Annotated in this window: 27 protein-coding genes; 15 read left to right on the top strand and 12 right to left on the bottom strand. The window is 57.4% G+C overall.

Features of this window, described 5'->3' with window-relative positions; genetic code table 11:
* The first annotated feature begins 172 nt into the window (after nucleotides 1-172).
* Complete coding sequence (gene ggt, locus K7431_RS01935; RefSeq protein ID WP_224265894.1) at nucleotides 173-1,837, top strand: gamma-glutamyltransferase; 1,665 nt, start codon at nucleotides 173-175, stop codon at nucleotides 1,835-1,837.
* Between the two features lie 156 nt (nucleotides 1,838-1,993).
* Here ggt and K7431_RS01930 read toward each other — a convergent pair whose 3' ends face one another.
* Entirely contained in the window at nucleotides 1,994-2,383 is a 390-nt protein-coding gene (locus K7431_RS01930) for a winged helix-turn-helix transcriptional regulator (RefSeq protein ID WP_012724350.1), read from the bottom strand.
* Nucleotides 2,384-2,495: 112 nt separating this feature from the next.
* On the opposite strand from K7431_RS01930, the gene namA reads away from it, so the two are divergent.
* The 4 genes from namA (at nucleotide 2,496) to K7431_RS01910 (ending at nucleotide 5,746) form a co-directional block, all read left to right on the top strand.
* The gene (namA, locus tag K7431_RS01925; protein ID WP_012724349.1) at nucleotides 2,496-3,536 is read left to right on the top strand and encodes an NADPH dehydrogenase NamA; all 1,041 of its coding nucleotides are present in this window, start codon (nucleotides 2,496-2,498) and stop codon (nucleotides 3,534-3,536) included.
* Nucleotides 3,537-3,604: 68 nt separating this feature from the next.
* Nucleotides 3,605-3,988 carry a nuclear transport factor 2 family protein gene (locus tag K7431_RS01920; protein WP_012724348.1) on the top strand — a complete coding sequence of 128 codons (384 nt, stop codon included), beginning with the start codon at nucleotides 3,605-3,607 and terminating at the stop codon, nucleotides 3,986-3,988.
* A gap of 69 nt (nucleotides 3,989-4,057) precedes the next feature.
* Nucleotides 4,058-5,077, top strand: coding sequence for an alpha/beta hydrolase (locus tag K7431_RS01915; protein WP_012724347.1), 1,020 nt, complete (start codon nucleotides 4,058-4,060; stop codon nucleotides 5,075-5,077).
* Nucleotides 5,078-5,287: 210 nt separating this feature from the next.
* Nucleotides 5,288-5,746 carry a nuclear transport factor 2 family protein gene (locus K7431_RS01910; RefSeq protein ID WP_012724346.1) on the top strand — a complete coding sequence of 153 codons (459 nt, stop codon included), beginning with the start codon at nucleotides 5,288-5,290 and terminating at the stop codon, nucleotides 5,744-5,746.
* 72 nt (nucleotides 5,747-5,818) lie between these two features.
* Here K7431_RS01910 and K7431_RS01905 read toward each other — a convergent pair whose 3' ends face one another.
* The gene (locus tag K7431_RS01905; protein ID WP_010656568.1) at nucleotides 5,819-6,694 is read right to left on the bottom strand and encodes a LysR family transcriptional regulator; all 876 of its coding nucleotides are present in this window, start codon (nucleotides 6,692-6,694) and stop codon (nucleotides 5,819-5,821) included.
* 154 nt (nucleotides 6,695-6,848) lie between these two features.
* Here K7431_RS01905 and K7431_RS01900 point away from each other — a divergent pair, with 154 nt between their 5' ends.
* Nucleotides 6,849-7,430 (top strand): TetR/AcrR family transcriptional regulator, encoded by a 582-nt coding sequence (locus tag K7431_RS01900; RefSeq protein WP_029612645.1) that lies wholly within the window; start codon nucleotides 6,849-6,851, stop codon nucleotides 7,428-7,430.
* On the opposite strand, the gene K7431_RS01895 is transcribed toward K7431_RS01900, so the two are convergent.
* Nucleotides 7,427-8,092 carry an NAD-dependent epimerase/dehydratase family protein gene (locus K7431_RS01895; RefSeq protein ID WP_012724344.1) on the bottom strand — a complete coding sequence of 222 codons (666 nt, stop codon included), beginning with the start codon at nucleotides 8,090-8,092 and terminating at the stop codon, nucleotides 7,427-7,429. The two genes, K7431_RS01900 and K7431_RS01895, sit on opposite strands and share 4 nt — an antisense overlap.
* Nucleotides 8,089-8,760, bottom strand: coding sequence for an NAD(P)-binding oxidoreductase (locus K7431_RS01890; RefSeq protein ID WP_010656565.1), 672 nt, complete (start codon nucleotides 8,758-8,760; stop codon nucleotides 8,089-8,091). Before K7431_RS01890 ends, K7431_RS01895 begins: the two co-directional genes overlap by 4 nt.
* Before the next feature lie 295 nt (nucleotides 8,761-9,055).
* On the opposite strand from K7431_RS01890, the gene K7431_RS01885 reads away from it, so the two are divergent.
* Nucleotides 9,056-10,258, top strand: coding sequence for a pyridoxal phosphate-dependent aminotransferase (locus K7431_RS01885; protein ID WP_012724343.1), 1,203 nt, complete (start codon nucleotides 9,056-9,058; stop codon nucleotides 10,256-10,258).
* 33 nt (nucleotides 10,259-10,291) lie between these two features.
* On the opposite strand, the gene K7431_RS01880 is transcribed toward K7431_RS01885, so the two are convergent.
* Together K7431_RS01880 and K7431_RS01875 are read right to left on the bottom strand one after the other, a co-directional pair.
* Nucleotides 10,292-10,924, bottom strand: coding sequence for a TetR/AcrR family transcriptional regulator (locus tag K7431_RS01880; protein ID WP_010656563.1), 633 nt, complete (start codon nucleotides 10,922-10,924; stop codon nucleotides 10,292-10,294).
* A gap of 109 nt (nucleotides 10,925-11,033) precedes the next feature.
* Nucleotides 11,034-11,369, bottom strand: a complete 336-nt coding sequence (locus tag K7431_RS01875; RefSeq protein ID WP_043206257.1) for a helix-turn-helix domain-containing protein — start codon at nucleotides 11,367-11,369, stop codon at nucleotides 11,034-11,036.
* Between the two features lie 106 nt (nucleotides 11,370-11,475).
* On the opposite strand from K7431_RS01875, the gene K7431_RS01870 reads away from it, so the two are divergent.
* From K7431_RS01870 to K7431_RS01860, 3 genes are all read left to right on the top strand, one after another.
* A complete protein-coding gene (locus K7431_RS01870; protein ID WP_010656561.1) occupies nucleotides 11,476-12,057 on the top strand; it encodes a TetR/AcrR family transcriptional regulator in 582 nt (193 codons plus the stop codon).
* 51 nt (nucleotides 12,058-12,108) lie between these two features.
* Nucleotides 12,109-13,212 carry an alkene reductase gene (locus K7431_RS01865; RefSeq protein ID WP_012724341.1) on the top strand — a complete coding sequence of 368 codons (1,104 nt, stop codon included), beginning with the start codon at nucleotides 12,109-12,111 and terminating at the stop codon, nucleotides 13,210-13,212.
* 68 nt (nucleotides 13,213-13,280) lie between these two features.
* Nucleotides 13,281-14,024, top strand: coding sequence for an SDR family oxidoreductase (locus K7431_RS01860; RefSeq protein ID WP_010656559.1), 744 nt, complete (start codon nucleotides 13,281-13,283; stop codon nucleotides 14,022-14,024).
* Nucleotides 14,025-14,331: 307 nt separating this feature from the next.
* On the opposite strand, the gene K7431_RS01855 is transcribed toward K7431_RS01860, so the two are convergent.
* The 5 genes from K7431_RS01855 to K7431_RS01835 are packed head-to-tail and all read right to left on the bottom strand — an operon-like array spanning nucleotide 14,332 to nucleotide 16,936.
* Complete coding sequence (locus K7431_RS01855; RefSeq protein ID WP_012724339.1) at nucleotides 14,332-14,910, bottom strand: flavin reductase family protein; 579 nt, start codon at nucleotides 14,908-14,910, stop codon at nucleotides 14,332-14,334.
* 56 nt (nucleotides 14,911-14,966) lie between these two features.
* Nucleotides 14,967-15,416 (bottom strand): SRPBCC family protein, encoded by a 450-nt coding sequence (locus K7431_RS01850; RefSeq protein ID WP_010656557.1) that lies wholly within the window; start codon nucleotides 15,414-15,416, stop codon nucleotides 14,967-14,969.
* Between the two features lie 44 nt (nucleotides 15,417-15,460).
* Complete coding sequence (locus K7431_RS01845; protein WP_012724338.1) at nucleotides 15,461-15,847, bottom strand: nuclear transport factor 2 family protein; 387 nt, start codon at nucleotides 15,845-15,847, stop codon at nucleotides 15,461-15,463.
* 56 nt (nucleotides 15,848-15,903) lie between these two features.
* Nucleotides 15,904-16,287, bottom strand: coding sequence for a nuclear transport factor 2 family protein (locus K7431_RS01840; RefSeq protein WP_010656555.1), 384 nt, complete (start codon nucleotides 16,285-16,287; stop codon nucleotides 15,904-15,906).
* Between the two features lie 10 nt (nucleotides 16,288-16,297).
* Entirely contained in the window at nucleotides 16,298-16,936 is a 639-nt protein-coding gene (locus tag K7431_RS01835; RefSeq protein ID WP_043205366.1) for a TVP38/TMEM64 family protein, read from the bottom strand.
* Nucleotides 16,937-17,236: 300 nt separating this feature from the next.
* On the opposite strand from K7431_RS01835, the gene K7431_RS01830 reads away from it, so the two are divergent.
* Nucleotides 17,237-17,503: a hypothetical protein gene (locus K7431_RS01830; RefSeq protein WP_010656553.1), complete on the top strand. Its 267-nt coding sequence runs from the start codon at nucleotides 17,237-17,239 to the stop codon at nucleotides 17,501-17,503.
* A gap of 804 nt (nucleotides 17,504-18,307) precedes the next feature.
* Here the strand turns inward: K7431_RS01830 and K7431_RS01825 are convergent.
* Complete coding sequence (locus tag K7431_RS01825) at nucleotides 18,308-19,222, bottom strand: LysR substrate-binding domain-containing protein (protein ID WP_012724335.1); 915 nt, start codon at nucleotides 19,220-19,222, stop codon at nucleotides 18,308-18,310.
* A gap of 247 nt (nucleotides 19,223-19,469) precedes the next feature.
* Between K7431_RS01825 and K7431_RS01820 the strand changes: the two genes are divergently transcribed.
* From K7431_RS01820 to pgm, 4 genes are all read left to right on the top strand, one after another.
* Nucleotides 19,470-20,492: a zinc-dependent alcohol dehydrogenase family protein gene (locus K7431_RS01820; RefSeq protein ID WP_012724334.1), complete on the top strand. Its 1,023-nt coding sequence runs from the start codon at nucleotides 19,470-19,472 to the stop codon at nucleotides 20,490-20,492.
* A 703-nt stretch (nucleotides 20,493-21,195) separates the two neighbouring features.
* The gene (locus tag K7431_RS01815) at nucleotides 21,196-22,620 is read left to right on the top strand and encodes a hypothetical protein (RefSeq protein WP_012724333.1); all 1,425 of its coding nucleotides are present in this window, start codon (nucleotides 21,196-21,198) and stop codon (nucleotides 22,618-22,620) included.
* Nucleotides 22,617-24,023 (top strand): aminotransferase-like domain-containing protein, encoded by a 1,407-nt coding sequence (locus K7431_RS01810; protein ID WP_012724332.1) that lies wholly within the window; start codon nucleotides 22,617-22,619, stop codon nucleotides 24,021-24,023. The genes K7431_RS01815 and K7431_RS01810 overlap by 4 nt, the downstream gene beginning before the upstream one ends.
* 106 nt (nucleotides 24,024-24,129) lie before the next feature.
* Nucleotides 24,130-25,776 (top strand): phosphoglucomutase (alpha-D-glucose-1,6-bisphosphate-dependent), encoded by a 1,647-nt coding sequence (gene pgm, locus K7431_RS01805; RefSeq protein ID WP_012724331.1) that lies wholly within the window; start codon nucleotides 24,130-24,132, stop codon nucleotides 25,774-25,776.
* Nucleotides 25,777-25,815: the final 39 nt, after the last annotated feature.

Genomic DNA, 25,815 nt, shown 5'->3' with positions numbered 1-25,815 from the left:
TGCGCATTCATTCTTTTCAGGCGCTGGGGTGCTCGGTTCAGATAACGAATCGCGCCCTGTTAGTTGCCACTGTGCTGCCATTATTTATAAAAAAAACAGGTGGTCTATGTGCAAGAAATCAGTGTTCTATCGGACGCGTCGCTGCGTCGCACTGTGGATGGTGTTGCTATTTATGGGTATCTATCAACCGGCAATCGCCAGCCCACGCACTGCGTTGACGCACTCTGCGGTGGCCGTACCTGACCAAATCGCTGCGAACACCGCCAACGCAATCTTTGCCAAAGGCGGGAGTGCCGTGGATGCGGCCGTCGCTGTTGCCTTTTCCCTGGCCGTGACCTACCCCGAAGCCGGGAATATCGGCGGCGGCGGTTTCATGACCGTTTATTACAAGGGCAAACCCTACTTTCTCGATTACCGCGAGCGTGCGCCGCTGAAAGCGACGCGAGACATGTTCGTCGACAGCTCGGGTAAAAAAGTGATTGCTGCCGACCAACCGCAAGGCAGTGTGATCGGCCACCGGTCGGTGGGTGTGCCGGGGACGGTCGCCGGTCTGTGGGAGGCGCACAAGCGCTTTGGCAGGCTCAAATGGGCGCAGCTTATCGAGCCGGCCATTGGTTATGCGCACCACGGCTTCGTCGTCGATGACGCACTGGCCAGTATCGCTACGAGCGAAAACGAAAAACGTTTCGCCGGTAAAACCAACTTCGCTGAACATTTCGGCAAGCTGCAGGCCGGTACCACCTTCAAGCAGCCCGAACTTGAGGCGGTACTCCGACGCATCGCCGCGCAAGGTCCTAAAGGATTCTACGCCGGTAAAACCGCTGCGTTGATCGTGACCGATATGAGTGCCAATGGCGGGCTGATCAGCACGCAGGACCTGGCCGACTACAAAGCCGTGTGGCGAGATCCCATACAAGCCAACTGGAATGGCTTCCAGATTGTCACCGCTCCACCGCCCAGCTCCGGCGGGGTCGCGCTGGTGCAACTGTTGAAGATGAAAGAGATGCGCCGCGAGGATTTCCAGGGCGTGCCGCTCAATTCCGCGCGCTATATGCACCTGGTGGCGGAGATCGAGAAGCGGGTGTTTGCCGATCGGGCGCAGTACCTGGGCGATCCGGATTTTTACACGGTGCCGGTGCATGAGTTGATCGACGAGCACTACCTGGCGGGCCGGGCGTCGCAGGTCAATTTGTCGGTCCCTTCGGACACCAATAAGGTTGTCGCCGGCCTGAATATTGAATCGCCGGAAAAACCCCAGACCACGCACTTCTCAATCGTCGATAAATGGGGCAATGCCGTTTCCAACACCTACACGCTCAATGGCTTTTTCGGCTCCGGTGTGGTCGCAGAAAAAACCGGTATTTTGCTCAATGACGAGATGGATGACTTTTCGGCACTGGCTGGGGTGCCCAATCAGATGGGTGTCGTGGGTACTGATACCAATGCTATCGAACCCGGAAAGCGGCCATTGTCTTCGATGACTCCGACGATTTTCCTGAAGGACGGCAAGGTCGCCCTGGTCATTGGTACACCGGGTGGCTCGCGGATTTTTACGTCTATCTTCCAAGTTGTCAGTAACGTGTATGACTTCCACCTAGGGCTAAAAGACGCGGTGGGTGCGATGCGCTTTCACCACCAGTTGCTGCCTGCCAACACGATCTTCTGGGAGCCCTACGCGCCGATTTCCGGGCAACTGGCGGCGGACCTTGACGTCGCTGGCTACTACCTGGCTAACCAGGGCTTCAACGGTGATATTCAGGCAATCCGCGTTGAGCACGGCGTGCCTGAACCCGTATCTGATCCCAGGGGGAGGGGCGTCACGTCCATCGCCAAGTAGCGGGTCAATCCGCTCGTCTGGCTTACGAGCATTTGGCCAGAAGCACTCGGTAAGGGGGTGGTCATCCAGGTGGATCGAGATCCACCAGAGCCCACGCCCCAGTGCTAGTTCCTTATCCTGCGCTGAGGCGTTCGCCTGCCTGACAAGAATCTAAAGTTAGGCGAGCGATTCAAATGAATTTGCATCAATCTCAGCGCGCCTGAATGCCAGGATTGCATGCTCATGCACCGCTCCCCACTCCCGCATCGCGCTGATCAGTGGGGCAAGCGTGTTGCCTAATGCTGTTAGGGAATACTCGACCTTGGGCGGGACCTCTCGATAGATTTCGCGATGGATAACCTTATCTGTCTCCAGCTCTCTGAGTTGTAGTGTGAGCATTCTCTGGGTCACATCTGGCATCAGGCGACGCAATTCGTTGAACCGCTTCGTTCCTGACATCAGATGGAACAGTATGAGCGATTTCCATTTGCCGCCGATGACATCCACCGTAAAGGCGACAGGACAGGCAAACGCTTCAACTTCACTCTGTGGGGTGCATTTCTTCAAAGGGATCTCCTTGGTATAAAAAATGTACCTACAGCACAAAAATGTGCGTACTTACGCGAATCGGATGTGCACATTATCATTATTCCATATCGATCACTATGGAATTAGTTAGATGAGTTTGCTGCTGTCCCCTCATGAAATCAAAGGCCTTAAACTGAAAAACCGCGTGGTCATGTCGCCCATGTGCATGCACATGGCTGCAGATGATGGCTTTGTCACTGACTGGCATCGGGTGCATTACGGTGCTCGCGCCTTGGGCCAGGCGGGGCTGATTTTCCCGGAAACGTTGGCAGTCCACGCCGACGGTCGTATCGGGGCCGGTGACCTCGGTATCTGGAGCGACGCACACATCGTCGGCTTGAAAGCGCTGACCGAACTGCTTCACAGCTTTGGTGCAAAAGCCGGTGCTCAGATCGGCCATGCGGGGCGCAACGCTGACCTGCCCAATCTCATTCACATCGCGCCATCGGCTATCCCGTTCACGGAAACCAGCCCCGTGCCTCGCGCAATCGCGGCTGAGGAAATTCCGGGGTTGGTAAAGCTCTACGGCGATGCCGCACGACGTGCCAGTGAAGCGGGCTTTGATGTGCTTGAGATCCATGCCGCACATGGTTATTTGCTGAGTGAGTTCCTCTCACCACTCGCCAATACCCGCGACGACGAATATGGCGGTGATGCCAAGCGTCGCTATCGCTTCCTGCGCGAAGTGCTGGAGGAAGTCAAAACCCATTGGGGCGATCGCCCTCTGTTTGTTCGTATCTCCAGCTCTGATTACGCCGAAGGCGGGAATACCCCCGAGTCGTTCCTTGAATACGGTCGCTGGATGAAAGAGCAGGGCGTCGATCTGATCGACTGCAGCTCCGGCGGGATCAAGATGATCAAGGTGCAGACCTATCCTGGTTACCAAGTCCCGGCCGCTGAGTTGCTGCGCAAAGAATTGCATATTGCCACGGGTGCGGTGGGTGTCATCCAGAGTGGGCGTCAGGCCGAAGACATCCTGCAAAACGGCCGAGCTGACTTGGTGTTTGTCGGCCGGCAAATGCTGCGTGATCCGTTCTGGGTGCGCACTGCAGCAGATGATTTGAAAGAAATCATTGAGATTCCTGCTGCCTACACGCGTTACGGCTCTGTATGGCTTGATACCAAAGCCTGAACATGTCCACGTCGAACGCGCGCCGCTGCGGCGCGCTAATCCTCAATCCTATGAAGCAGGAGTTAACCATGAGCAAACCTACTTACGTACACGAATACCACGCCATCACCGAGGTGCTGAACCAGTACATCGAGGGCTGCAAGCAAGCAAAAAGCAGCCTCATGAAGCCTGCTTTCAATGAGCAAGCGACCATGTTTAGCGTCGATGGCGACGGTAAGCTGGCCGGTGGCGCAATTCCAATCCTGTTCAAGGGGATTGATGAGGGTTTTCGCCCCTCTCCAGATGCACCGGCAGCTATCGTCCGCATTGAGATTGTCGGTACGGCGGCTAGCGCGCGCATCGACGCCAACGACATGTCAGGCATTTCTTTCACCGACTTTTTCCATCTGCTGAAAGTCGATGGCAAGTGGACGGTCGTCAGCAAGATCTTTCACACCCACGTCGCGGCTTGAACCTCTGTCGTCCTTGAGTCTGCTGTAGCTGATTGCTTCCCGGCACTCAGCCATACAAATGGAACCGTCATGAAAACCCTTACTTCCGCTCTCGCTTTTACGGTCGTTACTCTTGCGCCGGGTAGTGCCTCCGCCACCACATACCCGGGAGTTGAGCACAACACGGCGAAACTCTTGCAATCGCTTGAAGGTGTGCCGACGCTCGATTCCATGAAGCCGGTCGATGCCCGTGCCGCGCTGGCGGGCGCCCAGGCTGCCCCTCAAGCGGCCTTGCCGGCAGCTGATGTCAGTGAGAAGACGATCCGCGTCAACGGCAGCGATCTGAAGTTGACCATCGTGCGCCCGGTCGGTAGCCAACAGAAGACGCTGCCCGCGTTCATGTATTTCCATGGCGGCGGCTGGGTGTTGGGCGACTTCCCGACCCACGAACGACTGGTGCGTGACCTGGTGGTAGGCTCGGGTGCGGTGGCGGTCTTCGTCAACTACAGCCTCTCGCCAGAGGCGGCATATGGCGTCGCCACCGAGCAAGCCTATGCCGCGACAAAATGGGTCGCCGAACATGGCAAAGACATCAAGGTAGACGGCACTCGCCTCGCCGTAGCCGGCAATAGTGCTGGCGGGAACATTGCCGCCGTAGTTGCCCTGATGGCGAACGAGAAGGGTGGACCTGCACTGCGCTCGCAAGTGTTGCTGTGCCCAGTGACAGATTCCAATTTTGACACGCCGTCGTACAAGGAGTTTGCCAACGGCTATTTCCTGACGAAGGACATGATGGCGTGGTTCTGGGACAATTACGCACCCGACGCCGAGACACGCCAACAGATTTACGCTTCTCCACTGCAGGCCACGACCGAGCAGTTGAAGGGCTTGCCGCCGACGCTGATCCAGACAGCCGAATTCGATGTCCTGCGCGATGAAGCTGAAGCTTACGGCCGCAAGCTCGACGCTGCGGGTGTGCCTGTGAAGACGGTTCGCTACAACGGCATGATTCACGATTTCGGTCTATCGAATGGCTCCAGCCATCTGCCGACGCCGCGCAGCGCGATTGCGCAGGCTTCTCAGGAACTCAAGATCAACCTGAGCAAGTAATTTCAAAAACAAAGAACCCGCAGGTCACGGTGAAACTGCGGGCTTCGTCATTGAAAACATATCGTCATCTCATTGCGCGGCTGCCTGCGCACAGCAGATTCCATGAGCGTCTACTGGGGCTTTGCGGTTGAGCATATTTCAATAATTACACTCCTTGTGAAGAGCGACTACATGAAAATTATATCGATTAAACAGTTGTTTTTTGTCGGCTTGATTTCGAGTATTGGCGCGCTGGCTCACGCAGACAACTCACCGAGCAGTCCGCAAGTAGTCAGTAGTAAAACAGTCAGCAAAGCTACATATCTAGAAGACTATCAAGCTATCACTAAGGTGCTTAATACGTATATTGAAGGTTGCAAACAGGCCAAGAGCAGTATCATGAAACCCGCTTTCAATGAACATGCGACGATGTACAGCGTCGGCGCCGATGGCAAGCTGGAAGGCGGGGCGATTCCAATCCTGTTCGAGGGGATTGACAAGGGTTTCCGCCCATCTCCGGATGCGCAAGCTGCTATTACTCGTATTGAAATCGTCGGTAATGCCGCGAGTGCTCGCATTGACGCCACCGGCATGTCCGGCCTCTCTTTCACCGACTTCTTCCATCTGCTGAAAGTAGAGGGCAAGTGGACGGTTGTTAGCAAGGTTTTCCAAACGCATGAGACGCCTTAACGAGTAAGGGCCGTGCTGAAGTACGAGGTTGAAATCAAAGATGAACTTCACGAAGTACGCGTCAGCACTCATCTAGTTCTTTTTCACTGCATGCTCGATAATCAGTTGAGCCAGTAGTTTCACTGGATCAGTTAGGCCGCGGCGTGCGCGGTGCACCAAACCAATATCGCGATGGAATGTACGTTGTTTCAGATCGATTGCACGTATCTGCGGAGGCCATTCTTCATGGGTGGCCGTTTCTGGTACCAGAGCGACTCCGACACCGTTTGCAACCAGTTTGACGATTGCATCCAGCTCATCGAGTTCGCAGACTTCATGTAAAGAAAAATGAGTTTGTCGTAGAAATCGATCGACTTGACGTCCGCCGAAGGATGAACGGTCATAGCGGATAAAGGGTTGGGTTGATACCAACTCAGCCCAATCCTCGCCTGGCATATCAATCGGGACAATCAGCCGATACGGTTCGCGCGCCAGAGTTGTCCAGCGTAGATCGCTGTGAAGAGAGAAGGGTGGACGGATAATCGCCGCCATATCGATTTCACCTGAATCGACCTGGTTTACCAATTCCATTGACAGCCCGGGAAGGACTCTCGTCCTGCACTGTGGGGATCGTTGGTGAAATTCTGCCAAGGCTTCAGGTAAGAAGGAGCGCTGAACCGAGGCAATCGCGCCAATGGTCACCAAAACATTGGCGGGAAGGCCCACTGGTGTCGTGCCCAGATCCTTGAACTGACGTACCAGTTCCTGGCCCTGCAGCAAAACCTGTCGACCCATTTGGTTGAGTTGGGCGGAGCGTCCAATACGGTCGAACAACTCCACACCTAGCTCTGCCTCAAGGCGCTGCATTTGGGCGCTGACGGCGGCTTGGGTTAGGCCGATTTTGCTGCCGGCAGCGGCAAACGTACCTTCTCTCGCCACGGCGATAAGTGTTTTCAGTTCTTTTATCATCCACAAATAATAATTATGTTTCGCGGGTAAATACATTTATATTTTTGTGGCTCAAGCGTTGCGTAAATCTGCTTGCGGCACAGGTGTACAAGCGGCAGGCGCTGCACCAGGCGCCTGCCGCTTGAGCGTTTTTTTTGCTAGCATGCGCCGCATTATGAAGAAACCTGTCCAAGATATGCGCCAGCACATCATCGATGTCGCCAGGTCGCTGATGACCCAAAAAGGTTACACCGCCGTCGGCCTTACCGAGTTGCTCACGGCCGCGGGTGTACCGAAAGGGTCGTTCTACCACTACTTCCGATCCAAGGATGAGTTTGGCCAAGCGCTGCTCGAAGAGTACTTTGAGGAGTACCTCACCAGGGTCGATGTGCAACTGGCCAGTGAGGGCTCCGGCGCTGAACGTCTGCTGATCTATCTACGCTATTGGGCCGAGACTCAGGCGTTTGATCACACCGATCAAAAATGCCTGGTAGTCAAATTGGGTGCGGAAGTGTGCGACCTGTCCGAAAACATGCGCGGTGTGCTTGAGAAGGGTACCGCCCTGATCATCGAGCGGATGAGTCGTTGTGTTGAGCAGGGTAAAGCGGATGGCTCCATAAGAGCATCCGTTGATTCAGCAATACTGGCTGAAGCGCTTTACCAGATGTGGTTGGGCGCCTCGTTGCTGGTCAAAGTCAACAAAACACGTGAGCCTTTTGACGCTGCGCTTGATATGAGCCGACGCTTGTTGGCTTAGTGTCGATCGGCAGGCTTGGTCATGCTGCTCGATGGCACCACATGAATGCCAGGCTCCTGACTGATCGCGGCTTCAAGCAATGCCCGCGCAATCAGCGCCGGGGGATTGAGACGCCAGCGTTCAGGTAACAGCGGCGATGCAAGTTTGAGCATCCGGATCAGTGCACGCTCGGCATGGCGCACCTCCTCACGCTTGCCTCCGATGACACCCGGCCGCACATACGTCAGCGATTCAAACCCCACCCTCGCCAGATCCTGTTCCAGGCGGCCTTTGACCTGGTTATAGAAAAACGAAGATCCCGCATCTGCGCCGATAGCCGAATTGAGCACGTAGGTCGGCGTTCCATGCGCGCGTGCGAGCCTGGCCACTGCCAATGGATAGGTGTGGTCGACTCGCTCGAAGGCTGCCCTGGAGCCAGCTGTTTTAAGCGTGGTACCCAGCGTGCAGATCACAGCATCTGCTTGCCAGCGATCAGCCTGTTCGTCCAAGTGATCAAAATCGATGGGCGTGGCGATGAGTTTAGGGTGCGCCGCCAAAGTCTTGCGTGTTGGCGCGTAGACCTTGCCGACGCGCGGATCCGACAGGGCCAGATCCAGTACATGGCTGCCAACCAGCCCGCTTGCGCCGACCAGTAGCAGCTTGAATGTTGTGGGTTCGTTCATGCTTGAGTGCTATTCGGCACAAAACTCTGGATAGCCTCGTTGACCGGTGTGCTGCCTTGGGTCAGTTCGATAATGACGCGACTGACGCCGGGCTGTTCGATGATCTGCAACAAGGCTGCGGCGACATCGTCGCGCGGCACGTCGCCATAGGGGATAGCCAGGCCAGCGTGGACCTTGCCACTGCCGGGTGAGTCCAGCAAGGTGCCGGGGCGCAGAATGACCCAATCTAGATCGCTTGCGGCCAAGTGCACATCGGCGCGTTTTTTCACGGCCATGTAGTTTTCGAAGGTCTCGGAAACCGATTTGCCACGCGATGCCTCTGGAAACGCCGACACAAGAATAAAGCGCTGAATGCCCGCCAACTCAGCCGCGGCTACGGACAGCTCAAGGCCGTGACCGTCGATGGCATCCGTCATCTGCTCGCCGCCTTTGCCGCCGGCACCCGCCGCGAATACCACGGTATCACTGCCCGCCATCAGCTTGGCCAGAGCCTCTGTGTCGAGGTCAAGCAAGTTACCCGCCACGGGGATGGCGCCGAGTGCTTCGAGTCCCTCGGCCTGTTCCGCATGACGGTATAACGAATGTGGTTGATGGCCTCGGTCTGCCAGTTGTCGAGCAAGGCTTCGGGCCACTTTACCCGAACCACCGACGATAAAAACTGAGTGCATAGTTCCTCCAGATCAGGCGATGTTTCAAAAATGTCCCCCTCAAGCGAACCTGCAAACGCGCTCGGCGAATGCACGCTGAGGGTTATTCTATATTGGTCACTACAGAAACTGTCAAGCGCCTGGGAGATTTGGCCCCGGGCACGTGCCTTGTCTTCAATCGGCGCAAGAGGCCAAAAAAATCAGCCCGGAATAAACAAATAAAATTGATTTTTTGCATCCATATATATTGTTTTAATTGTCTGCTGGAGGCCGCTAGCATTGATGCACTATCAACAAAAGCTCAAAGAGTGGCCCCATGCAATTGCTCGGAAATTTGCTGAAAGCGGTTAAACCCTCGCCAACGCTGGTAATCACGCGCAAGGCGGCAGAGTTACGCCGCAATGGGGCCGATATCATCAGCCTGTCAACCGGCGAGCCGGACTTTCCAACCCCCGATCACATCAATGCGGCTGCCAAGGCGGCGATTGATGCAGGCCAGACCCGCTACACCGATGTAGACGGCACTCCAGAACTCAAAGCGGCGATCGTTCGAAAGTTTCAGCGTGAAAACGGCATCACCTACGCGAAAGACGAAATCAGCGTCGGCACCGGCGGGAAGCAAGTGCTGATCAATGCGCTGCAGGCCACCCTTAACCCCGGGGATGAAGTCATCATTCCTGCGCCTTACTGGGTGTCCTATCCGGACATGGTGCGCCTGGCGGGGGGCACGCCCGTGGAAATCCGCTGCGCGGCCCATCAGCATTTCAAGATCACCGCTGAGCAACTCCAGCAAGCCATCACGCCGCGTACCAAGTGGCTGATTTTGAATTCGCCAAGCAACCCGACGGGTGCGGGTTATAGCGCGGCAGAGCTTGATCGGTTGGGCGCCGTATTGTTGGAGCATCCGCAGGTCTACGTGCTGACGGATGATATGTACGAGCACCTGAGTTACGACGGTTGGGTGTTTTCCACGCTGGCTTCGCAGGTGCCGGCGTTACATGGTCGCGTGCTGACCGTGAATGGCGTTTCAAAGGCCTATTCTATGACGGGCTGGCGCATTGGTTATGCGGGCGGTCCTAAACCTTTAATTGCTGCCATGGCCACCATTCAATCGCAGACCACGAGCAACCCCTGCGCAATATCCCAGGCGGCTGCCGTGGCAGCGCTGGACGGGCCTATCGATTTTCTGGCTGAGCGCAATGAAGTGTTTCGTCAGCGCAGGGATCTTTGTCTGGACGCTTTTAACACCACTCCCGGCCTGGTATGTCGCCGTCCGGAGGGCGCTTTTTATCTCTTCCCTTCATGCTCGGGGCTGTACGGGCGCAAAACGCCTGCAGGAGCGGTGCTGACTAATGACGTGGATGTCTGCCAGTACCTGCTCGAAGCCGCACAGGTGGCGGTGGTACCGGGGAGTGCGTTTGGGTTGGAGGGTTATTTCCGCATCTCCTTTGCGACCTCCACGGTGCTGCTGGAGCAGGCATGCGCGCGCATCAAGGCTGCGTGTAAACAGCTTGCTTGAATGCAGCGCGTGGTTTGGCGGAGTTGGTTCCAGTCAAGCTGACAGGGAAGGGCTCAGCATCGCTACGGCTGTTGCGCCGATGCCTTGCAGATCTTCCCTGCTGGCAGCGTCATGTGCCTGCAGGGACATGCCTTCGAGCAATGTATTCAAGGCAGCGGCGAGCAGGCGAGTGTTGGTTTCCGGCTTGAGCTGACCTTGTTCCACTGCGCGATCCAAGCGCTGCTGTAAGTAGTCACGGCCTTCCTGGCGCAAGGCCTTTAGGGTCGCGGTGACTTCACCGGCATCGTCGGAGACATTGACTGCCGCGAGGACGACCATACAGCCGCAGGGCGCCTCGGGTTCGGTCAAGATCGACGCGGAGGTGTGGAAGAACTCGCTGATGGCAAGCACTATGTCGGGCTCGGTGTCCATGCGCTCCCACGTGGCATCCCAGAACGTCGCTTCGTAGTAGGCAACCGCTTCGAGAAACAACTTGGCTTTGTTGCCGAACGCCGCATACAGGCTGGGAGGGCTGACGCCCATGGCTGAACACAATTCCGCCACAGAGGCCGGCTCGTAGCCACGCCTCCAAAACACTGCCAGCGCCTGCAGCAGAGCCTGGTCTCGATCAAACGCGCGCGGGCGTCCTTTTGCGCGTGGAACAGAGATTGGGGTGGAGTTGGTCATTGAGTGCAGCACCTTGGGGGCGTATCGCCAGACGAGCATGCCTGGAAGAAAGTTCTGCCCAATGATACACAAAATGAAATTTTCGGTTGCGTAGCGTAATTCTGAGCTTTCAGTTCGGCCGTGACGGGTGCCCAAGGGCCGGTACGTCGTATCGCTCAAGCACGTGGCCAATACCGCTCAATAGCGGTATCACATGCTTCGCAATATCATCGGCGACTGGGGTGGGCACCATCTCTGCGTTTCGGCGAAAAAACAGTGGGTCCTGAAAAACCAGCCTGAGTTTGGACAGGCTGTTGCTGACCGCAGGTTGCCCAATGTTCAACCGCTCGGACGCCCTGGTGACACTTTTTTCCTGATACAGCGCAGCGAAGATCACCAGGCAATTGAGGTTGAATTGCGCAAGGCACTCGGTGTTGAACGTTGACGTGGGGGGAGGGGTGTTCATGAGCTTTACCCTGTCATTTGTCTTCGTTCGCCGTTGGTCGTAGAACATGAGCCTATTCTAAAATTTACTAGACGACCGGTCTAGTTTTAATTAGGGTGGCTGCATTATGAAAAAGCATCACTCTGAAACACGCCAACACATCCTGGATGTCGCCAGGACGTTGATGACTCACAAAGGCTACACCAGCGTAGGGTTAGCTGAGGTGGTAGCGGCTGCGAGCGTGCCTAAAGGTTCGTTCTACCACTACTTCAAATCCAAGGAAGAATTTGGTCAGGCATTGCTTGAGCAGTATTTTTCCGACTACCTCGCAACAGTCGACACGCTGTTGATGGGTTCTGCACCCGCCGCGCAAAGGCTGCTGAGTTACTTCCAGTATTGGGCGCAAACCCAGTGCTCTGATTTGCCTACCGACAAGTGCCTGGTGGTCAAGTTAGGCGCCGAGGTCTGTGACCTCTCGGAGGGCATGCGCCTGGTGCTCGACCGAGGCACGCAGGCTATCCACGCAAAGCTTGAGCGCTGTATTGAGCAGGGGCTTGTCGATGGCTCGATCACGTCCACAGCGCCAAGCGCGACGCTTGCGCAATCGCTCTATCAGGTTTGGCTCGGCGCTTCGTTGATGATGAAGATCGGCAAGCGCGACGACGCCTTTGAAACATCCCTGACTCTGGCAAAGCGACTTTTGTCGTAGTTATTTTTTACCAACTTACTAGACGACCGGTCTATTTAATTGAGGTCTATCATGACAGACAACGCCACTCGTACCGACTTATTCACCCCCATCAACCTGGGCGCGATGAAACTCGCCAACCGTATTTTGATGGCGCCTGTCACCCGTAGCCGCTATGCCGAAGATGGCGTCCCCAACGAGCTGCACGCTGAGTATTACGCTCAACGCGCCACCGCGGGCTTGATCGTCGCCGAGGCCACCAATATTTCCGCGCAAGGTCGCGGTTACGCGGCCACCCCCGGCATCTGGAGCGAGGAGCAGGTTGCGGGCTGGAAGAAAGTCACGGACGCCGTGCATGCCGCCGGCGGGAAGATCGTCAGCCAGCTATGGCATGTGGGACGGTTCTCCAGTGTCGAGTTGCAACCTGACGGTGCCGCACCGGTCGCACCTTCCGCGATCAAGGCTGAAGGCGACACCTATACCACCAACGGCTTCGTCCCGGTGTCGATGCCACGGGCGCTTGAAACCGATGAGATCCCGGGGATCATCGAGCAGTACAAACGTGCTGCCGAGAATGCCAAGCGTGCTGGTTTTGACGGGGTAGAGGTTCACTCGGCCAACAGCTACCTGCTGGACCAGTTTCTACGGGACTCGACCAACCATCGCACCGACCAGTACGGCGGCTCCATCGAGAACCGTGCGCGCCTGACCCTGGAAGTGACCGAAGCAATCGTCAAGATCTGGGGCAACGACCGTGTTGGCATTCGTTTGTCGCCGGTGACGCCTGACGCCGGCAACACGCCGCCTGACAGCAACGTGATGGCGATGTACGGCTACCTGATCCAGCAGTTGAACGCCTTCGCCCTGGCGTACCTGCACTTCGTTGAAGGCGCTACCGCCACCTCGCGTGATGTACCGGAAGGCGTGGACATGGACGCATTGAGCGCGCAGTTCAACGGGCCCTTCATCGGCAACAACAACTACGACCTGGACATGGCTATTGAGCGCCGCGCCCAAGGCAAGATCGACGCCGTAGCGTTTGGCCGCCTGTTTATCTCCAACCCGGACTTGGTTGAGCGCTTGCGTCGTGGGGCCGAACTGACCATCGCACCGCGCGAGTCGTATTACGGCGGCGGCGCGAAGGGCTACACCGACTGGCCTGTCGGCAACTACTGATCCCCTTATATCCGCGATAACCCAAAAACTGCCCGCACAGACGGGCAGTCACCAACGAGAGGAACGCCATGAACTATCTGCAGAATAAAACCGCGATCATCACTGGCGCATCGTCCGGCCTGGGTGCTGCATCGGCACGTGCCTTGTCCGAGAAAGGCGTTCGAATTGTCGCAGCAGCCCTGGACCAGCAAGGCCTGGACGCCATCGTCAGCGAACTGAAAGGCAAGGGCGGTGAAGCGGTAGGTCGCGTCAGCGACGTTACCAACCCTGAGGATATGAAAGCGCTCGCGCAATTCGCCCAAGACTCTTTCGGTTCGGTGGATATCCTGATCAACAACGCAGGCTTGATGCTGTTTTCCAACTGGGTCGACCTGGCCACCGATGATTGGGAAAAGATGATCAACGTGAACATCAAAGGCTACCTGCATGGTATCGCGGCGGTGTTGCCGTTCATGCTGAAACAGAAGTCGGGCCAGATCCTGAATATGGATTCGGTCGCCGGTCACCAGGTTGGGCCTGCTGCGGGTATCTACAGCGCCACCAAATTCTTCGTGCAGGCCATGACTGAGTCGATGCGCAAAGAGCTGGGTGTGCAGCACGGCATCCGTGTCAACACGGTCAGCCCGGGTGTGATCAACACCGGTTGGGCCGATAAAGTCACCGACCCGGCAGGCCGTAAAGCGGCTCAAGAGCTGAATAAAATTGCTATCTCGCCGGACGATATTGGTCGCGCAGTGGTGTATGCACTGAATCAGCCTGAAAACGTCACCGTCAACGACCTGATCATTTCGCCGACCCGTCAGGATTGGTAGGTCATAAGCGTTGAAATCACCCAGCCCAGGCACCGGCGCAACGCCGTGTGCCTGGGCGCTATAGGATCCGTCCTGTGCTCCCGAGTAAAAGCACTGAGACCCTTCAATGTTCAATGACATTCGTATTTTGATTGTCGACGGTGGCGCTGGCGAAGAGCCTGCGTGACGCTGGAAGGATGGTTGGCGCGGGCGTTCTATGCATCGCTGTACCGCATACCGCAGTCGCGCGCTATGGCCTGGTACCCTATGCATTACTGATGTCGGGTAACCATCTGGGGCCAGGCACCGAGCCTCGGTTGACACTGCATTAGATCACTGATGGAGTTAGCGCTTCTCCGATCGCATAAAAGTGGCCGCCTGCGATGTAGTGCAGGCTACGAAAGTCCGGGTGCGCGCGCTCAAAGTGCCAATGGCCGTCGCTGAATACCCGTGTGTCGGCCCAGGCAGCGACGACTTCACCGATAAACAGGTCGTAGGTCGACTGGTTGTGAGGTTCGGGCAATAGTTTGCACGCAAGCCAGGCCGAGCAGCCGGCCACGAATGGCACGTCATGGCCGCTGATACTGAATAGCTCGACGCCGCTATGAGCCAGCTTCTGTGGATCTTCCTGGAGGCTGACGCTGCCGACAGCGCGGGTCAATTGCAACTGTGCCGCCGTCGGAACCTGAATCACAAACACGCCGCTAAGCTCTACGAGTTCGCGGGTTTTGGCGATCTTGTCCAGCACCACAGTGACTTTGGGCGGTGAGAAATCCAATGCACAGGCCCATGCCGCGGCCATCACATTTCGAGTCTCCTCGTGTTGAGCAGAAACCAGCACGGTGGGGCCGTGGTTGATCAGCCGATAGGCTTTTTCAAGCGGCACTTCGGCAATGTGGTCGTGCATCGTAACTCCAGAAAAATTGAACCCCGCATCCATTGCTGGAGCGGGGTAGGGCACATTCACGCGGTGGCGGTTTGGTTCAGGTAAACCTGGAGGCTTTCATGCCCTCCGACAATGAGCGACTCGATGGTCGAGGTCCATTGCCCCGCTGGGTCAGGCTCGCGCGTATCGAAGGTCGCAGACCACAGAATCACGGTTTCGTCCTTGCCAGTCAACGGGATCAGGCGCACGGTCAACACGTAGTTGTCGACGGGCAATGGCGCTTCAACGAAACGGTAGGAGAACTGCAGATTTACCGCGTCTATCGACAACAACTGCTCGCGCAGAATGGCGCCATCCTGCAACGTCAGCCTACGGATGCAACCGACCAGACCGTCCGGCTGACCGTCTTCGATGACGCTCTGCGGGATCGCCGGGTGCCACTGGCTGATTTTCCCGAAGCGCTTGAGTACATCCCAAACGCGCTCGGCGCCGCCGTCTACAACGGCGCTGTATTCAACTTTTGCCATGATTTATCACCTTAAGAAACAGCATTACGTTCAGGCTGCTCGGGTCAGCCTTCAAACTGGTGATAAACCTTAGCGATCACCTTCCAGGTGCCGTCGATTTTGATCAGTGTCAGGTAATCGTTGTAGTCGGCACCGATCGCGTCCTTTTCCATATCCACCCGTACCACGGCGGTGGTTGGGGTGATCGCCAGCACGTCCAGGCGGGTACTGATATCCGGGGCCGTGCCATTGGTACGGACGAAGTCGAACAGGTTGCTGATCGGGCCGCCCAACAGTTTGCCGTTGGTGAAGCCGTACATCACTGCTTCCTTGTGGAAGGCCTGCTCCAGCACTTCCGGGCTGCCGGCACGCAGGCCGTCAGCGTATTGCTGGGCCACGGCGACAACGGCGTTGTAGTCCAGGGTGGGTACAGCTTTGATGTTTTTGCTCATGGTCAAACCCCTTTGCATGGTTTTGGCGCCAACAGGGCGCGGTTCAAACGGCTGGGTTAAGGAGCAACGTGGGTGTGGTAGATCTTGCTGATGACGGTCCACTTTCCGTCAACCTTCAGCAAGTTGAAGAAATCGGTGAAGCAGAAGCCGGAGATGTCGTTGGTATCGATACGTGCGCTGGCAGCGGTGCCTACGATATCGACGTTGACGATGGCGCCTTTGGCTTCCGGTGAGGGACGGAAGGCGCTGTCGATGATGTCGAACAGACCCTGGATCGGGCCTCCGGTCAGCTTGCCTTCGCCATCTACACCAAAGATGGTGGCCTGCTCGCTGAAGGCAGGTTTCATGAGGCTGCTTTTGGCTTGCTTGCCACCTTCGTTGTAGTGGTTCAGCACCGTGACGATGGCGTTGTAGTCTTCGACGTAAGTTGGGTTGCTCATGGTGTAACTCCTAGTTTGAAGAAGGTTGAAGAAGGGCTTGGTTGATCGCTTTGCGTGCATATCTGGCGACGGTCAGTAAGGCTATCAATGCAACGACCAGACCCGTCCAAGTCATCATTTGAGTCGATCGATTGGTCGTTACCTCGCCACTGATTATCTGTGCGACATCAGCCGCCAGAGAGCCCAAGTACGCATACAGAAATGTTCCAGGAAGCAGGCCGATCCAAGTCGCCAGGAGGAAATCTCGACGGGCGATTCGGCTGGCTCCGAGTCCATAGCTCAGCGGAGCGAACGGCACGATGGAGGCTAGGCGCAAGAGAAAAACAATTCGAAAACCTCCTGACTCGATTGCGTGGTCGACCGCCGCTGATGTGGGGCTGTTCGCCAGGCGTCGTTTGACCCAAGGGCGCAGAAGCGATCTGCCCAAGGCAAACGCGACCGCTGCAGCCAGCAAGCCAGCGGGCGAGATGAGTAGCGTTCCCCACATCGGGCCGTACAAAAAACCTGCGAGCGCCGTGAGCATCGAGGCGGGTACGAAGGCGACAGTGCCCACCACAAATATCGCGGCATACAGCGCAATCCCGACGACGTTGAGCGAGCGAATAATCTCGAGCCACTGCGCGATGTTGTGTACGGCCAGGTCTATCACTTTGCCTATTCCATTCTCTCGGTCGGAGATGATTACCGTCCAATACATCACTGAATGCTAATTAAATAGCGGTCGCTACATATTGTCAGATATTCTATAGTGGTCACTACATTTTGTGTCAAGAAATTTGCGGTCGGTGTTGGCGAAGTACGGAGCGGAGGCTCGACGGTGCCGCCAATATTCGATGGCCGCAGGAGCGAACCATGACGTTAGAGTTTTACGCACAGGGCACCTGGTTCTGCAGCTCTACGAGGACCTACAGCTTTTTGGATAGGTGCGAGATCACCAAGGCGGTTGGTTATGGAGCCCATCTACCTTTCAATCTGGGATGGACGTAACTGGGCAGCTATCGAGTCGTTGAGCACCGTCAGGGGGCGCTACGACCTTGAGGTAGCGGGCAGCTATGTAGTGCTCAACCTGCGCCTTGGCGCAGAGGCGGAGCAGAACGCGGGCATCTATCGGATGCTGAAAGTGGCGCCGCCAGGTTCCATCGTTGAACTGGCGATTAAAACGGCAGGAGACTTTGCGCATTCAGACCCGAGGGGCGATGAGCCTGTGGTGTGCTGAATGGCGGAAGCCTTGTCTATCGCGCAACAGCGAAATACTTGCATCTTGATCAACTCGCATTTGCTGCAATGGAGCGAAAAGCATGACGACGCTCTGCGCATTTGTGCGCGACTCAATCACCCCAACCGGGGCCGCTGATTCACGCCAGTGTCAATGTGATCACCTTCGGCCGCGCGGAGTTTGCCCAGGTAGTCCTGGAGGTGTTTGCCCTTTTGCAAGGCCGGGCTTCGCTGCGCGGCCTCAACCGCAAGAAACTCATCGTGCACTTCGTCCCTGGGCTGATACTTAAAGGGCGTCAACGCACGCAGCACCGGGATAATCATCTCACTGGAGCCGGTCTACGCCATGGCCTACGCGTGGTGGTTGTTCCTGGAGCGCCGTCATATCGGATGTTGACAGGAGCGGTGTTGATGGTGCTGGCTACTGTGTTGTCGGCACAGAGTGCGGGGGGGATTCGCGCAGGACCAATAGCGGAGCGGCTACTTGACTCACCTATGGTGATCTCGCCACGTCCTGTGATAATCAGGGTAGGGCAGATCACAGGTGCTCCCTGTTTTTTAAAAGCTCTCAGGATTCCCACTGATATGTTGAAAGCCTCAGGCCGGTCTATCGATTTGCAGAGACTCCGATCGGAACTGCCCTTATCAATAGCCTGTTTGGCCTTAGGCTGGGGGCATCCTTTTCGAAGCATCCAATGCATGCCCTCAAATGTGCCCCCAATGTAGCAATCCACTGGAAGTGAACGGAGCTCCATGGTTTGTGGAAAGGCAGAAATGATCAGCTAAACAGCCTGTCCGACGACGCCTAAAGACTCTCAGGGTCGCCAAAAAACATCTGAATCCGCGACCGCAACCACCGCTCTCCCGGATCATTATCCTGCGAACCACGCCACGCCATGTGCAGCTCAAAGCTGCGTACCGGTAACGGCGGATCTTCCGCCCGCAACCCGCCCGCCGAGGTCAATGCTTCGGCCGCGTAGTCCGGCACTGTCGCCAGGATGTCCGTGCCCGCCAGCAACGTGCCGAGGCCGTTGAACTGTGGCACGGCCAAGACCACATGGCGTTTACGGTCGAGTTTTTCCAGCTCCTCATCAATGAAGCCGCTCAGGTCGCCGGCAAAGGACACGAGCGCGTGAGGGCGAGCGCAGAAGTCGTCCAGGCTCAGAGGGCCCGGCACGCTGTCGGCGCGCAGCAGTTTCGGCAGGCTGCGACGCAGGACTTTGCGTTTGGCGTTGGCCGGCAGGTCGGCGGTGTAGCTGACGCCGATGGAGATTTCGCCGGAGGCCAGCAGGCCGGGCATCAGGATGTAGTTCACGCGGCGTACCACCAACACGATGCCGGGTGCCTCGGCGCGGAGGCGCTTGAGCAGTTGCGGCAGCAGGGCGAATTCGACGTCGTCGGACAGGCCGATGCGGAATACCGCGGTGCTGGTGGCGGGGTCGAATTCGGCGGCGCGACTCACGGCGGTGGAAATTGAGTCCAGGGCCGGGGAGAGCAGGGCGAAGATTTCTACCGCTCGGGCTGAAGGCTCCATGCTGCGCCCCGTGCGCACGAACAGGGGGTCATCAAACAGCCCGCGCAGGCGTGACAAGGCCGCGCTGATCGCCGGCTGGCCGAGGAACAACTTCTCGGCAGCACGGGTCACACTGCGCTCGTGCATCAAGGTTTCGAATACGATCAAGAGGTTAAGGTCGACACGACGCAGGTCGTTACGGTTCATCTTGTGTCCTGGAAGAGTCAGCAAACTTGACGAGAGCGGCCGTATAGGAAGAATGACCGGCATGAATCTTACGGGCAAAGGCTGTTACTCTGCACAAGAAAATTGAGTTTTCTTACAAGAGCTGAGGTCTATTCCTCAGTTGCGGAATCAATGACAAGCATGTCGACTATTAATGGCGACCGGTGGTCTTACCCGGAAAGCCCAGATAGAGTTCATGGCATTAGAGGTTACTTTGACGAGGTTTGCGATGTCCCGCACGATCCGTTTTCACAAGTTTGGTCCGGCCGAGGTGCTCAAATGCGAAGAGCATGCAGCCGCGCAGCCCGCACCGGGCGAAGTGCAGGTGCGTGTCGAAGCGATTGGCATTAGCTGGTATGACATTCTGTGGCGCCAGAACCTGGCGTCTTCCCATGCACGCTTGCCGTCCGGCCTTGGCCATGAGATGGCCGGGGTTGTGGTCGCTTTAGGCGATGGCGTGGATGACTTGGCGGTGGGCGATAAGGTGGCCAGTTTTCCGGCCGAGAGCCCTAATGATTATCCTGTTTATGGCGAACAAATCGTCCTGCCCCGTTCGGCCCTGACCCGTTATCCGGATGTCCTGAGCCCTATCGAAGCCAGCGTGCATTACACGCCGCTGTTGATCGCCTACTTTGCCTATGTGGACCTGGCACGCGTCAAACCGGGGCAATTTGCGCTGGTAACTGACGCCAGCCACTGCGCCGGCCCGTCCTTTGTGCAACTGGGCAAAGCCTTGGGGGTACGGGTGATTGCCGCCACCAAGGACAGCGCGGAGCGTGAGTACCTGCTGTCCCTCGGTGCCGAAAAAGTCATTGTTACCGAAGAGCAGGACCTGCTGATGCAAATCAACAAGTTCACCGATAACCGTGGCGTAGACGTGGTGTTCGATGGTTTGGGCGGCCCACAAATGTCGTTGCTCGGCGACGTATTGGCACCCCGTGGCAGCCTGGTACTTTATGGCCTGCAGGGCGGTAACCAGACACCGTTCCCGGCGTGTGCGGCGTTCCAGAAGAACATTCAGTTCTTTGTGCACTGCATCGGTAACTTCACCGGCAAACCTGAACTGGGCATTATCCAGGACCAGGTGGCCTTGCAGCGAGCCCTGCGGGATATCAATCAACTGACCGCCGACCGCGTGCTGGTGCCACTGAAAACCACGGTGTTTCCTTTCAATCAGTTCGTCGAAGCGCACCGTTACATGGATGAATGCCCGTGCCGCGAACGTGTCGCGTTGCAGGTCGAAGCTGTTTAGTGTGTAGGAATGTTCTCTAACAAACACTGCTTGCCCCTGGCAGATGGGGCAAATGCGCCATTTGGCAGGGCTGAACCTGCATAGCCCATCAGGTGCCTGCCCGGCACGCTAACCCCTGAATCGTGACTTTTTAGCTGACGCCGCCCTGAATTCCAGCGCGGCGTCTTCGTGTGCGCGTAGTTAATGTGTGGCCCGTTATTCATCTGCACTGCTTTTCGCCCAACTTCTGTATCTATTAATCATTATTCCAACACTGATAATTGCGCCTTCACTTTCATCTCAAGGACTGAGCAATGATTGATTATCTGACACTACTGTCGCGAGTACCTTTAACTAATTGCGCGTCAGGCGCGCGACCACAAGGAAACAGGTGGGCGCCTAAAAAGTATCAATCCAATAAGTGGGAAAGTTGGTTGAGTTACAGGTCGGACGTTTCTTTTAATAATTGGTTAACGGTGTGTAAGCGCTTGTCGGAAAGCTCCTAGGAGTGCAAGCGAATCCATTTGACCCCAGTAAATCCGGTGGCTTACGCGCTTGCAGGCCTTGGGTGCTGCCCGAGGATACCTGTGTCGCTTTGTTGCGCAGTGCTAGTGTCTAGTCATCGGCGTACAAGGTTGTGCGCAAATTTCTTACACACGCAATAGGTCGAGCAAACACGTTCAGCGGTTGCTTGAAACCAATATTTCAACTCAGGTAGTCAGCAATGAGCACTATTCACGAGCAGGCCATGAATTATGTTTACCAACAAGTTCTGCAGCGTTTGATCGGGCACTTCGCTCGCGTAGAACGAACGGCACTCCAGTTGTTGGTCCAACGTATCGTTGTGGCAGCGGGAGGCATGGAGCAAGTGGGGGACTACAAGGTGTTGATTGCCCATGGTGGCGGCGCCGTCAGCAGCTATACGTTGGCGCTGTTACGTGCTGCACAGTTGACCATTGCTGGCCGAGCACCCCGGACCTTTCAGTTGCGCGTTGCAACATTGCGACACGCAGGCATGACCGAGGGGACGCTCAACGGCCTCAATCAGGGCTATGGCCGCCTGTTTCTCCACGATGATCCAAGGGTTGAGCTACTCATGGTGGAAAACCAGGAGGTATTGCCCTTCAACCCTCTGCGACCCGCGTCTACGGTTGGGCGCGAAACCAGCCAACGCAATAGGCTGATGGTCGGCCACATGAGCTCAGGTGACTGTCGCACGACCCTGTGCAGTGATACTTACCTTGCCCTGGGGGATTTCTACCAGCGCGTCACCACGTGGAGCGGCGGCGTGCACGCGGTGGTCAGCGGTGACTCGCCGCGCAAGCAAGGTCAGTATCTTGCCTGGCTCAAGGGCATGGCAGCCGGCGCGGGTGTCGCCATGCCGGAGACCTGGCCATCGTCGCTCACAGGTTTGTTTGCACGCATGGACGAGTTGAGCGTCGGTTACTACCGCGATGTGTATGGCGAGCACTATGCGGCAAGTGACAACCCCAGCAAGTCCGGTCACCGTCACTTGGCCTATATTGGCATTGCGGATTTGCTCAGCGACGCAGACCTCTCATCCTCGTCCATGCTCTCCGAGTTCATGGCCTTTACCCCTGATCCGCTGGGGTTTCATTTCAGCCATCCGAACTATTCCAACCCCCTGTTGATGGCCCATTTGCGTGGGTTGCAGGCCCAATCCCTGCGAGACCTGGATTATGAGGCCGGCGTTCAGGGCTTTATCCAGCAGGCGACCCACTACCTGCGCCGCATGCACGTGCCCGAAACGTTGCTCATCGAAGCGGGCAGCCGTGAAGGGCGCACCCTAGCGAGCACGTACGCCCAGCAGTTCTTTGGCCTGGACGAAACTCAATTGATTTGCCTGCTGTTCTCGCCGTTTATTCATCATGGAGAGCGGCTGGAAGGCTACTTGCGCCAATGCCATCCGGGCATGCTGGTGGCCCTGCCTGAACTGCACAAGGTCCTGCAGGGCAAGCCATCCGCCGATATGCTGCAACAGTGGGTCACCGACACCAGCGGCTTACCAATGCCATTGCTGCAGCAGCTTTACCGCAAGCGTCCATCGGTTACCGCGAGTGGCAAACTGCACGATGCTGGCGCTCTGTCCGGCGACAGCGCGCAGGCCTGTCAATTGTCCGGGCGATGACACTGCACGGCGAACGGCAGGCGGATTTCGCGTATCAGGCGGTTTACCGCTACCTGATCACGTTGATCAACGAAGTCAGCACCGATACTCGGGTAAAACTGCCATCCCTGCGGCAATTGGCCGGGCGCCTGAACGTATCGATCTCCACTATCCAGTACGCCTACGCATTGCTGGAGAAGGAGGGTAGGGTGTATTCGGTAGCCAAGTCGGGTTACTACGCCTGGCCTCTCTCGGCAAACTCGCTGACGTGGGCCGGTGGCGATCTGCTTGACCGACTCTATGCTGCGGCGCGGCGGCCGGGCATGGCGGTGCTCAGCGGGGATGAGCCCGCGCTGCTGGCCTCTTTGGATGGAACCCTGTTGCGCCTGGAGCGGGAGTTGGTGCGCCACTACCCGGCCCAGGCGCAACCCTGGTCCCAGCCGTGTGGCGTATGGGAGCTGCGTGCGGCACTGGCGGCACGCTACACCTCGTCACCCACGCGCTGCTGGCATGCCGATGACGTCTACCTGGGGGCCGATCTGCGCGGTGTCCTGGACATCCTTATCGACGTACTGGGCCTGAGGGGGACTGCGGTGATTGTGGAATCCCCCTGCGACTGGCTGATCCTGCGCCTGCTCCAGGATGCCGGGGTGCGCATTATCGAATTGCCCTGGACGCCGGAAGGGTGCCTGGATCTGGCGACCCTTGAGCAACAGCTGTGCGATGAGTCGGTGCATCTGGTATTGCTATCGTCTGTGGTCAGCCTGCCCTCTGGGGTCGCCCTCTCTGACCGCGACCGCGTGGCCGTCGCGCAACTGCTCGATCAGTACGGTTGCTGGCTACTGGAAAACGATACCTTTGGCGAGCTGGGTTTCAAGGAGCCGCAGGCGACGTTACGCGAGCTGGTGAACCCTGAACGACTGGTGGTGTTTTCCTCTTTCGAGAAAATACTCGGCGCGGAAGCCCCCTATGGCTACCTGCTGTCCCGGCGCATGAGCAGCGAACTGCAGCGCCAGTTCCTGTTGCGTTCCTTTCGCTTATCGTCGATCCGCCAGCGCGCGATTGCGCGCCTTTATCAAAGCGGACGAGTCGACCAGCACCTGCGCGAACTGCGCTTGCAATTACGCGAGCAGGCGGAGGAAATGAGCCAGCGCCTCGACCGGCACCTGGGGGATCAAGTGGCGTACCGCGTGCCGGCCGCCGGGGCGGTGTTCTGGCTGGCTTCCACACGGACGGTAGACATGCGCCATGTGTTCCAACAATTGCTTGCCCAGCAGGTGGTGATTGCCCCCGGCGAGCTGTTCAGCGTCAGCGGCCTGCACCAGCAGAATTTGCGCTTGAGCAACACCTTTCATGGGCAACCCAACTTGGATATCGCTCTGACCGCCATCAGTGAGGCACTGCGTCAGGCCCAGATTGGATGATTGTGCGAAGTTTCTCTGCCTGCTATAGGATCGATACCGTCGCGCAGCAGTCCAACTCTCAGTAAACTGCCATTTTTTTCCGAATCCTTCTTTCCGAGGTTTATGCATGACAATCAGTCCTTTTGCGGGCAAACCGGCGCCAGCCCAGTTGCTGGTGGATATCCCGCGACTGGTTACGGCCTACTACACCGGCCAGCCTGATGCAGCAATCTCCACCCAGCGCGTGGCGTTCGGTACGTCCGGCCACCGTGGCAGCTCGTTCGAGCTGAGCTTCAACGAGTGGCACGTGCTGGCTATCAGCCAAGCCATCTGCCTGTATCGCGAAGCCCAGGGCATCAACGGCCCGCTGTTTGTTGGCCTGGACACTCACGCACTGTCGACGCCTGCCGGCGCCAGCGCCCTGGAAGTGTTGGCCGCCAATGGCGTGCACGTGATGCTGGCGGAGGGCGATGAGTACACGCCGACCCCGGCGATTTCCCACGCCATCATCTGTTACAACCGTGGCCGCACCAGCGGCCTGGCCGACGGCATCGTCATCACGCCGTCGCACAACCCGCCGCAGAGTGGCGGCTACAAGTACAACCCGCCCAATGGCGGCCCGGCCGACACCCACGTCACTAAGTGGATCGAAGCCAAGGCCAATGAGCTGCTGGCCAACAAACTGGCCGGGGTCAAACGCATGACCCACGCCCAGGCACTCAAGGCCGACACCACCCATCGCCATGACTACCTCAACAGCTATGTGGCTGACTTGGTCAATGTGATCGACATGGACGCCATCCGCAGCGCAGACCTGCGCCTGGGCGTGGATCCGCTGGGCGGAGCAGGGGTGCGCTACTGGTCGGCGATTGCCGAGCACTACCGCCTGAACCTGGAGGTCGTGAACACCGAAGTCGACGCCACGTTCCGCTTCATGAGCGTCGACTGGGACGGCCAGATCCGCATGGACCCGTCTTCCAGCTACGCCATGCAAGGTCTGATCGGCCTCAAGGAACGTTTCGACGTGGCATTCGCCTGCGACCCGGACCACGATCGTCACGGCATCGTTACCCCGTCCGGCGGCCTGTTGGCACCGAACAACTACCTGGCCGTGTCCATCGACTACCTGTTCCAGAACCGTCCTGACTGGCGCGCTGACGCAGCCGTGGGCAAGACCGTGGTCAGCAGTGGCCTGATCGATCGGGTGGCGGCGCGTATTGGCCGTCGCCTGTACGAAGTGCCGGTCGGCTTCAAGTGGTTTGCCGATGGCCTGTTTGAAGGTTCACTGGGCTTTGGCGGCGAAGAAAGCGCCGGCGCGTCGTTCCTGCGCAAGGACGGCACGGTCTGGAGCACTGACAAGGACGGCCTGATCCCGGCGCTGCTGGCCGCGGAAATGACCTCGCGCAAAGGCCAGGACCCCAGCCAGATCTACCGTGGCCTCACCGATGCCCTGGGCGAACCGTTCGCGATCCGTGTCGACGCCAAGGCCACCCCGGCGCAGAAAGCTTTGCTGGGCAAGCTGTCACCGGACCAAGTGACCTCCACCCAGTTGGCCGGGGAAAGCATCCAGCAGATCCTCAGCCACGCGCCGGGCAACAACCAGGCAATCGGCGGGTTGAAGGTGATGACCGAAAACGGCTGGTTTGCCGCACGGCCGTCGGGGACCGAGGATATCTACAAGATCTACGCCGAGAGCTTCATTGGCGAAGATCACCTCAAGCAGTTGGTGGAAGAGGCGCAGGTGCTGGTAGACGGCGCTATCAGCGCTAACTGAAACCCGCTGTATACAATAGGGGGGGGCGGTTTTTTGTGG

It is taken from the genome of Pseudomonas fluorescens group sp. (assembly GCF_020093335.1).
GTDB classification, from domain to species: domain Bacteria; phylum Pseudomonadota; class Gammaproteobacteria; order Pseudomonadales; family Pseudomonadaceae; genus Aquipseudomonas; species Aquipseudomonas petroselini.
Note: the sequence above shows the minus strand (reverse complement) of the source record. Positions and strands in the feature narration are given on the sequence as shown.

Excerpts from the sequence above, each read along its gene's own strand:
- ggt (WP_224265894.1), top strand. The coding sequence starts at position 173 with ATGGGTATCTATCAACCGGCAATCGCCAGCCCACGCACTGCGTTGACG.
- namA (WP_012724349.1), top strand. The coding sequence starts at position 2,496 with ATGAGTTTGCTGCTGTCCCCTCATGAAATCAAAGGCCTTAAACTGAAA.
- K7431_RS01920 (WP_012724348.1), top strand. The coding sequence starts at position 3,605 with ATGAGCAAACCTACTTACGTACACGAATACCACGCCATCACCGAGGTG.
- K7431_RS01915 (WP_012724347.1), top strand. The coding sequence starts at position 4,058 with ATGAAAACCCTTACTTCCGCTCTCGCTTTTACGGTCGTTACTCTTGCG.
- K7431_RS01905 (WP_010656568.1), bottom strand. The coding sequence starts at position 6,694 with ATGATAAAAGAACTGAAAACACTTATCGCCGTGGCGAGAGAAGGTACG.
- K7431_RS01900 (WP_029612645.1), top strand. The coding sequence starts at position 6,849 with ATGAAGAAACCTGTCCAAGATATGCGCCAGCACATCATCGATGTCGCC.
- K7431_RS01895 (WP_012724344.1), bottom strand. The coding sequence starts at position 8,092 with ATGAACGAACCCACAACATTCAAGCTGCTACTGGTCGGCGCAAGCGGG.
- K7431_RS01890 (WP_010656565.1), bottom strand. The coding sequence starts at position 8,760 with ATGCACTCAGTTTTTATCGTCGGTGGTTCGGGTAAAGTGGCCCGAAGC.
- K7431_RS01885 (WP_012724343.1), top strand. The coding sequence starts at position 9,056 with ATGCAATTGCTCGGAAATTTGCTGAAAGCGGTTAAACCCTCGCCAACG.
- K7431_RS01880 (WP_010656563.1), bottom strand. The coding sequence starts at position 10,924 with ATGACCAACTCCACCCCAATCTCTGTTCCACGCGCAAAAGGACGCCCG.
- K7431_RS01875 (WP_043206257.1), bottom strand. The coding sequence starts at position 11,369 with ATGAACACCCCTCCCCCCACGTCAACGTTCAACACCGAGTGCCTTGCG.
- K7431_RS01870 (WP_010656561.1), top strand. The coding sequence starts at position 11,476 with ATGAAAAAGCATCACTCTGAAACACGCCAACACATCCTGGATGTCGCC.
- K7431_RS01865 (WP_012724341.1), top strand. The coding sequence starts at position 12,109 with ATGACAGACAACGCCACTCGTACCGACTTATTCACCCCCATCAACCTG.
- K7431_RS01860 (WP_010656559.1), top strand. The coding sequence starts at position 13,281 with ATGAACTATCTGCAGAATAAAACCGCGATCATCACTGGCGCATCGTCC.
- K7431_RS01855 (WP_012724339.1), bottom strand. The coding sequence starts at position 14,910 with ATGCACGACCACATTGCCGAAGTGCCGCTTGAAAAAGCCTATCGGCTG.
- K7431_RS01850 (WP_010656557.1), bottom strand. The coding sequence starts at position 15,416 with ATGGCAAAAGTTGAATACAGCGCCGTTGTAGACGGCGGCGCCGAGCGC.
- K7431_RS01845 (WP_012724338.1), bottom strand. The coding sequence starts at position 15,847 with ATGAGCAAAAACATCAAAGCTGTACCCACCCTGGACTACAACGCCGTT.
- K7431_RS01840 (WP_010656555.1), bottom strand. The coding sequence starts at position 16,287 with ATGAGCAACCCAACTTACGTCGAAGACTACAACGCCATCGTCACGGTG.
- K7431_RS01830 (WP_010656553.1), top strand. The coding sequence starts at position 17,237 with ATGGAGCCCATCTACCTTTCAATCTGGGATGGACGTAACTGGGCAGCT.
- K7431_RS01825 (WP_012724335.1), bottom strand. The coding sequence starts at position 19,222 with ATGAACCGTAACGACCTGCGTCGTGTCGACCTTAACCTCTTGATCGTA.
- K7431_RS01820 (WP_012724334.1), top strand. The coding sequence starts at position 19,470 with ATGTCCCGCACGATCCGTTTTCACAAGTTTGGTCCGGCCGAGGTGCTC.
- K7431_RS01815 (WP_012724333.1), top strand. The coding sequence starts at position 21,196 with ATGAGCACTATTCACGAGCAGGCCATGAATTATGTTTACCAACAAGTT.
- K7431_RS01810 (WP_012724332.1), top strand. The coding sequence starts at position 22,617 with ATGACACTGCACGGCGAACGGCAGGCGGATTTCGCGTATCAGGCGGTT.
- pgm (WP_012724331.1), top strand. The coding sequence starts at position 24,130 with ATGACAATCAGTCCTTTTGCGGGCAAACCGGCGCCAGCCCAGTTGCTG.